At 66.1% G+C, this 5,169-nt stretch carries 4 protein-coding genes and 1 pseudogene; 2 read left to right on the top strand and 3 right to left on the bottom strand.

The window, feature by feature from the left end:
- Both FMEAI12_RS40345 and FMEAI12_RS32745 read right to left on the bottom strand, forming a co-directional pair.
- Positions 1–83 (bottom strand): annotated as a pseudogene (locus tag FMEAI12_RS40345) (IS5/IS1182 family transposase); the annotation flags it as partial.
- Positions 84–112: 29 nt separating this feature from the next.
- On the bottom strand, positions 113–715 hold the full coding sequence (locus FMEAI12_RS32745; protein ID WP_112109027.1) for a hypothetical protein: 603 nt from the start codon (positions 713–715) through the stop codon (positions 113–115).
- Between the two features lie 354 nt (positions 716–1,069).
- Here FMEAI12_RS32745 and FMEAI12_RS32740 point away from each other — a divergent pair, with 354 nt between their 5' ends.
- Together FMEAI12_RS32740 and FMEAI12_RS36380 are read left to right on the top strand one after the other, a co-directional pair.
- Positions 1,070–1,570 carry a hypothetical protein gene (locus FMEAI12_RS32740; RefSeq protein ID WP_235014957.1) on the top strand — a complete coding sequence of 167 codons (501 nt, stop codon included), beginning with the start codon at positions 1,070–1,072 and terminating at the stop codon, positions 1,568–1,570.
- Positions 1,571–1,886: 316 nt separating this feature from the next.
- Positions 1,887–2,339 (top strand): tail fiber domain-containing protein, encoded by a 453-nt coding sequence (locus FMEAI12_RS36380; protein WP_160144369.1) that lies wholly within the window; start codon positions 1,887–1,889, stop codon positions 2,337–2,339.
- A gap of 9 nt (positions 2,340–2,348) precedes the next feature.
- Here FMEAI12_RS36380 and fxsT read toward each other — a convergent pair whose 3' ends face one another.
- A complete protein-coding gene (gene fxsT, locus FMEAI12_RS32735; protein WP_160144368.1) occupies positions 2,349–4,997 on the bottom strand; it encodes an FxSxx-COOH system tetratricopeptide repeat protein in 2,649 nt (882 codons plus the stop codon).
- Positions 4,998–5,169 lie beyond the last annotated feature (172 nt).

The raw sequence follows: 5,169 nt of genomic DNA, 5'->3' as shown, positions 1-5,169 counted from the left end.
GCTTTCCTGCGATGGTGCTCACGAACCAGCCAACGCAGCAGGTCGTGGATCGTCTCGGTCGTGCCGTCATCGCGACACCGGCCAGACGGTGAGGGGAATAGGGGTGTGCCGGTCAGCCACGCGCACCACCGGGCCGGGTGAACACGGCCAGGTCGGTGTGGACGGGCTCCAGCATCCCGTGGTCGGAGGAGATCTCCGTCGGGGGGTGGAGTTCGTCGTCGTGGATCGGGCTGGTGAGGATGATGATGTGCTGGAGGTAGCGCAGGCCGGCGGCGCGCGCGGCGGTGATGGTGTCCGCGAGCGGGTCGTTCGCCCCGCCGGTGGGGGTGTGCACGGTGAGGAGGTATCCCCCCGGGCGGAGTATTCCCACAAGCGTGCTCAAGTCAGGGAGGAGCTTTTCCGGGGTGGTGGTGGGCGGGTGGTCGATGATGAGTCCGGCGCCACGTTCCCGGCAGTGCGTGAGCATCGGGGTGGCGGCGGGCCGAGGGGTGCGGTGGAGTGCGAGGTATCGGCGCTGGAGGTAGTCGGCGGCGCCGATGAGGATTCCGGCGTCGTCGATACCGATAACGAGATCTCCGGTGTGGCTGAAGGTCGCGATGGCGCGGGCCGCGGCATCGGCGGGCAGAGACCCGGGGATTTCCGGGGTGATGGTGGGCCAGACAGTGAGCGGAATGATCCGCGGCTGATCGGTTCGGGTGGGGCGGGGCTGAGGCACTCGGTTCCTCCGTAACAGGGTGTCGCCAGTTCGCCGCTTGAGGAAAGGGCGGCTGGTGGCCGGGGGCTGTTCGGGTCCGAGTGAAGTCCAGGGTGTCTGACGGTGATCTGACTCTGATCATCTGCGGGGTTCGCGGCGATGTTTCTGATCAGAGTCAGATCACCGTCAGATCAGTGTCAGATCACCGTCAGGTCGCGTCCGGACGCCTCTTCGCCGCGCCTACCTGGGTGTGGACGAGTGTCAGATCACCGTCAGATGGGTTGTGGCGTCCTTGAGGCCGACGGAACACAGGGCCTTACGGACGGGAGTCCATCAATCGTGGTGCACGACTCTGAGAACACGGCGGAATCATCGTTGGATCGGGTCGAGTCGACCTTCCTGACGCTGACGGAATCCCCGGGCGGGCTGGGCGTGAACGGCGCTGATTTCCCGGGGCTGGCGGACCGCTGGTTCGGCCTGCGGGAGTTGCGGGTGGAGGTGACCCGGCCGCAGACACCGTTGGCGACCCGGAACGCGGTATGGGCGTTTCTCCTGCGCTCGCGGGACGCGGACGCCTGGAAGGTGGCGGCGGCGGGGATGGCGATGCCGGCGCTGCGGCATATCGCCGCCACGCTGACCCCTGCCTACCGCGGAGACATCGCCGATCTCGACGCCGAGGTGTTGACCGGCTATATCGATGTGCTGGCTGGGCTGCCGGTGGGGGCGCGGGGAATCCCGGCCCGATTGGTGTTCGGGGCCTTCCGGGCGGGGTTGGTGGAGGTGGCGTCCTACCCCCGACGAACTCCGACGTCGGAGCCGGTGGACGGACACGACGTCGACGCATCGTTCGATCATGACCGATCGGCAGCCGCGTGATGGCGGACTTCGCCGATGCAACAGTGCCCCTGAGACCAGCCCCCGAACAGACAGCCCTTCGCGGATGCGTATTCTACCATGCACAGAGAACCCGCCAGAAGTTAACATGAATGTTTCGGGGGCCTATATGGATCGCTGGAAGAATTTTGCGCGCGACCTTGGACGCCTGATGAGACGCGCAGAAATTAGCGCCTCCACACTCGGCGGGCCCCCTTGCGCCACAGGCTCAAGTTCCGACGACAACCTAGATCCCATTTCCCTCGCGGTAAGAGACTGGGATAAAGTCCTCCCAATACTCGTAGCCGCGCAGAAGGCCTTGGGCGACACCGAGGTGGATCTATACTCCTGGCGACGCCGATGGGACGAGCTCGATGGCGATGTGCGGCGATTCCGCGATTGGGGTGGCGGTGACGGCGGCGGCGTGAAAAGCGACCGCACGCTGAAGCGTGATGTTCTACCAGTCAGGTGGTCGAATGCTAGCGAGCAAGCGAACCCCACACTGGATGACGGAAGCGGACTCGACGGGTTCGCGCTACTGCAAGCGCTCGAAAGTCTCCCGACGAGCACCTGGCGTTATGACTGGGAAGATCCTCAGATAAGACACCTCGGTCCAATGGCGCAGGACTGGTACGAGAAATTCGGCCTTGGGAATGACAATACAACGATCGCCACAGTGGATGTGGCCGGAGTATTGATCACCGCCATTCAGGCGCTGACTCAAAAGGTTCACAGACTCGAACGGGAGGTTTCTCGCCTTAAGAACAAATAGAGATCAGAATCAATCAACCAGGGTGGCGGTCTTCAGCCATTGAACGACGTTCTCGCACAGTCGAGTGTCCGAGTTTTCGTCACCCAGCAGTAGCCGAAAGCGGGCCAAGGCATCCTCGGCGAGCGCCAGAGCGCGCTGGCGCTCGCCCGGTGTCGCGAGTTCGATCGCGAGGTTGGTCGCTGATCTCAATGTGTCACGATGGTCATCACCGAGCACCTGTCGCCGACGCCACCACGTGTCCTCAGCCAGCGAGCGGGCCGCCTCGTACTCGCCAAGCTCGGCCAGCAGGACAGCTACGCTCGCCGCGGACACCAGCGTCTCCGGGTGGTCGCTTCCCAGCACTCGACGCCGACGCTCCCACGTGTCCTCAGCCAGCGAGCGGGCTGCCTCGTACTCGCCAAGCTCGGCCAGCTGGACCGAGAGAGTCGCCGCCGAGCTCAGCGTTTCTTGATGGTCGTTTCCGAGTACTCGTCGCCGGCGTGCCAAGGTGTCCTCGGCGAGTGTTCGCGCGGCTCCTCGCTCACCGAGTTGCCCCAAGACCATGGCAAAGTTGCCCGCCGAGGTAAGGGTTTCGGGGTTGTCATCGCCCAGCAGCTGCCGCCGACGATCAAATGTGTCCTCCGCCAGAGCTCTCGCGGACTCATAATCTCCAAGAAAAATCATCGCCACTACGAGGGTATTCGCCGAATTCAGTGTCGCGACGTGGTCGGCGCCGAGAATCTGCAGCTGGCGCCTCCATGCATCCGCGGCCAATGTCCGCGCTTCCGCGAACTTACCCAGCGAAATGGCGGTGATGGCCAATATGTTCACGAGGATCAGTCGATCGGGATGATCGGTGCCGAGATTGACGGCCCACCGGGCGCGAGCGGTCTCCGCGAGTGCATGGGCATCACGGCTCTGGCCCGCTCTGTCCAGATACCTGCAGGTACGAAGAAACAAAGAGCGGAAAGGGGGCGGCTCACTGACCTCGCCTGTCGCGGGAACCCGAGCGGCAGCGGCGACGATATGCGGGGCGAGACTGGCGTAAGCGGGCCAGGCCTCAGGATTGGTTGGGTCGCCCGGATCAGCCGTGCCGAGAAGGCCCAATGTTGCTTCGAGGATCTGGTGAGTCCGGTCGTACGCAAGGACGCGGACTAGTGCCTCGACGAGGCGATGCATCTGCAGGTTGGTGCCGGTGCGGCGGGCGAGGGCGTAGCGGCTGATCGCGGCGAGGGCGGTGTGGGTGGCGAGAGGGCCCGCGACCAGTAGGGCGCCACGGACAGGCTGGACGTCACCGGTTGGGATTGCGGCGAGAGGGATGGGTTCGGGGGCGAGCAAGGCGAGTTGATCAAGCAGGGCTGCGGCGAACGGATTCTCGGTGGCCAGCTGGGTGTACGCAGCGGAAACCGTCTTGGCCAGGCCTAGGTGCCGCGGAGTGTCGTCGGCCAGGAGTACCTGGGGCTGGTCGGCGAGTAGAGCCAGGTAGGTGTGGACGTTCATGCCGGTGGTGGCGAGGAAGGCGCCGGCCTGGTCGACGGCGAGGGGGAGGTCGCCGAGCGCCTCGGCTAGCTGGTCAGCCGCCGTGTCGGACAGATCGGGGACGTGGTGGCGCAGAAGGGCGATCGATTCGTCGCGGGTGAACTCGGCGACGCCGAGCAGGTCGCCGACGACCCGGCGCAGACTCTCGTCACGGCAGGTCACAATCAGCCGGCCCGACCGAGGCGGAAGGAGGCCCGCGATGGCGGTTGGATCGATGGCGTTGTCGTATATGAGGAGCCAGTTGCGTCGACGGCCGAGTTCGGCGAGTGCCGCGGAGGCGCGTTCAGGTTCGGTTCCGGCGCCGACACTGAGGGCGGTGGCCAGGCCGGCCAGACCTGACGTCAGGGAGGTTAGGGTTTCGGCGTCGACCCACCAGACGGCGTCGAGATCGGCGGCGTAGCGCCAGGCATATTCAATAGCCAGCTGGGTCTTGCCGACTCCCCCGAACCCCTGCAGCGTTGCTACCGTCATCCGGCCCGGCCCGGCGGTGAGCCGGTTGTGCAGGTCGGCGAGCAAGTTGTCGCGGCCGGTGAAGAACAGGTTCCGCGCCGGCACTGGCCCCCAGACCGGAGGCAGCCGGCCCGGGAACACCGCGGGCGGCCCAACCCCGCCCCGGGCGAGCCCGGGCGGTACCGCCGGGCCTGGGAATGGGAAGGTGATCCCAGCCGGACGATGACGTCGGCCGGCGAGCTGGCCCAGTAGTCGGGCGCGAGCGGTGGTCTCGTCGAGGCCAGCCAGCTCGATGCGGATCAGCGGCTTCAGCAGGGGCGGGTACTCGTCCTCGGTGCAGGCCCGGATCAGCACTGGGACCAGGAAGCCTTCCTCCTTCGCCTGCTGGACGAACGCGGCGTTCATCTCCGCCTTCGTCCACGTCCGGGCGAAGTAGTCCGGGCTGGCCAGCGCGAGCACCCGTCCGGCTCGATTGAGTGCCGCGTTCATGGACTCCACGAACCCGGTTCCCGCGGTCCAGTGCCACACGTCAAGCTCGACGCTGTAGCCGGCGTCCTGCACCGTCGCGGCGACCCACTCGGCCCAGTCCGAATCCGAGCTGGCGTGCGAGATGAAGAAGTCGACCGGGCCGTCCCGCCCTCCAGACGGCGGGCCATCGGCCGACGTCGTTGCCCCCGTAACCGCGCTCACCCGCCCAAGGGTGCCAGAACCGCCACGATCCGTCACCGGATGGCACTAGTGCGCTGGCCACGAATGTTCTCTGGTTCGGTTCAGGCGGCGTGTGATCGTGGTCGGCCCCAGCGTTGTTGGCGTTCGGAGCGGACGCGGGTGCGTTCGCGGCGTTGAGCGGCCAGGACGGTGG

Source organism: Parafrankia sp. Ea1.12 (assembly GCF_900465275.1).
Taxonomy (GTDB): Bacteria; Actinomycetota; Actinomycetes; order Frankiales; family Frankiaceae; genus Parafrankia; species Parafrankia soli.
This window is presented reverse-complemented; position numbering and strand designations above follow the sequence as displayed.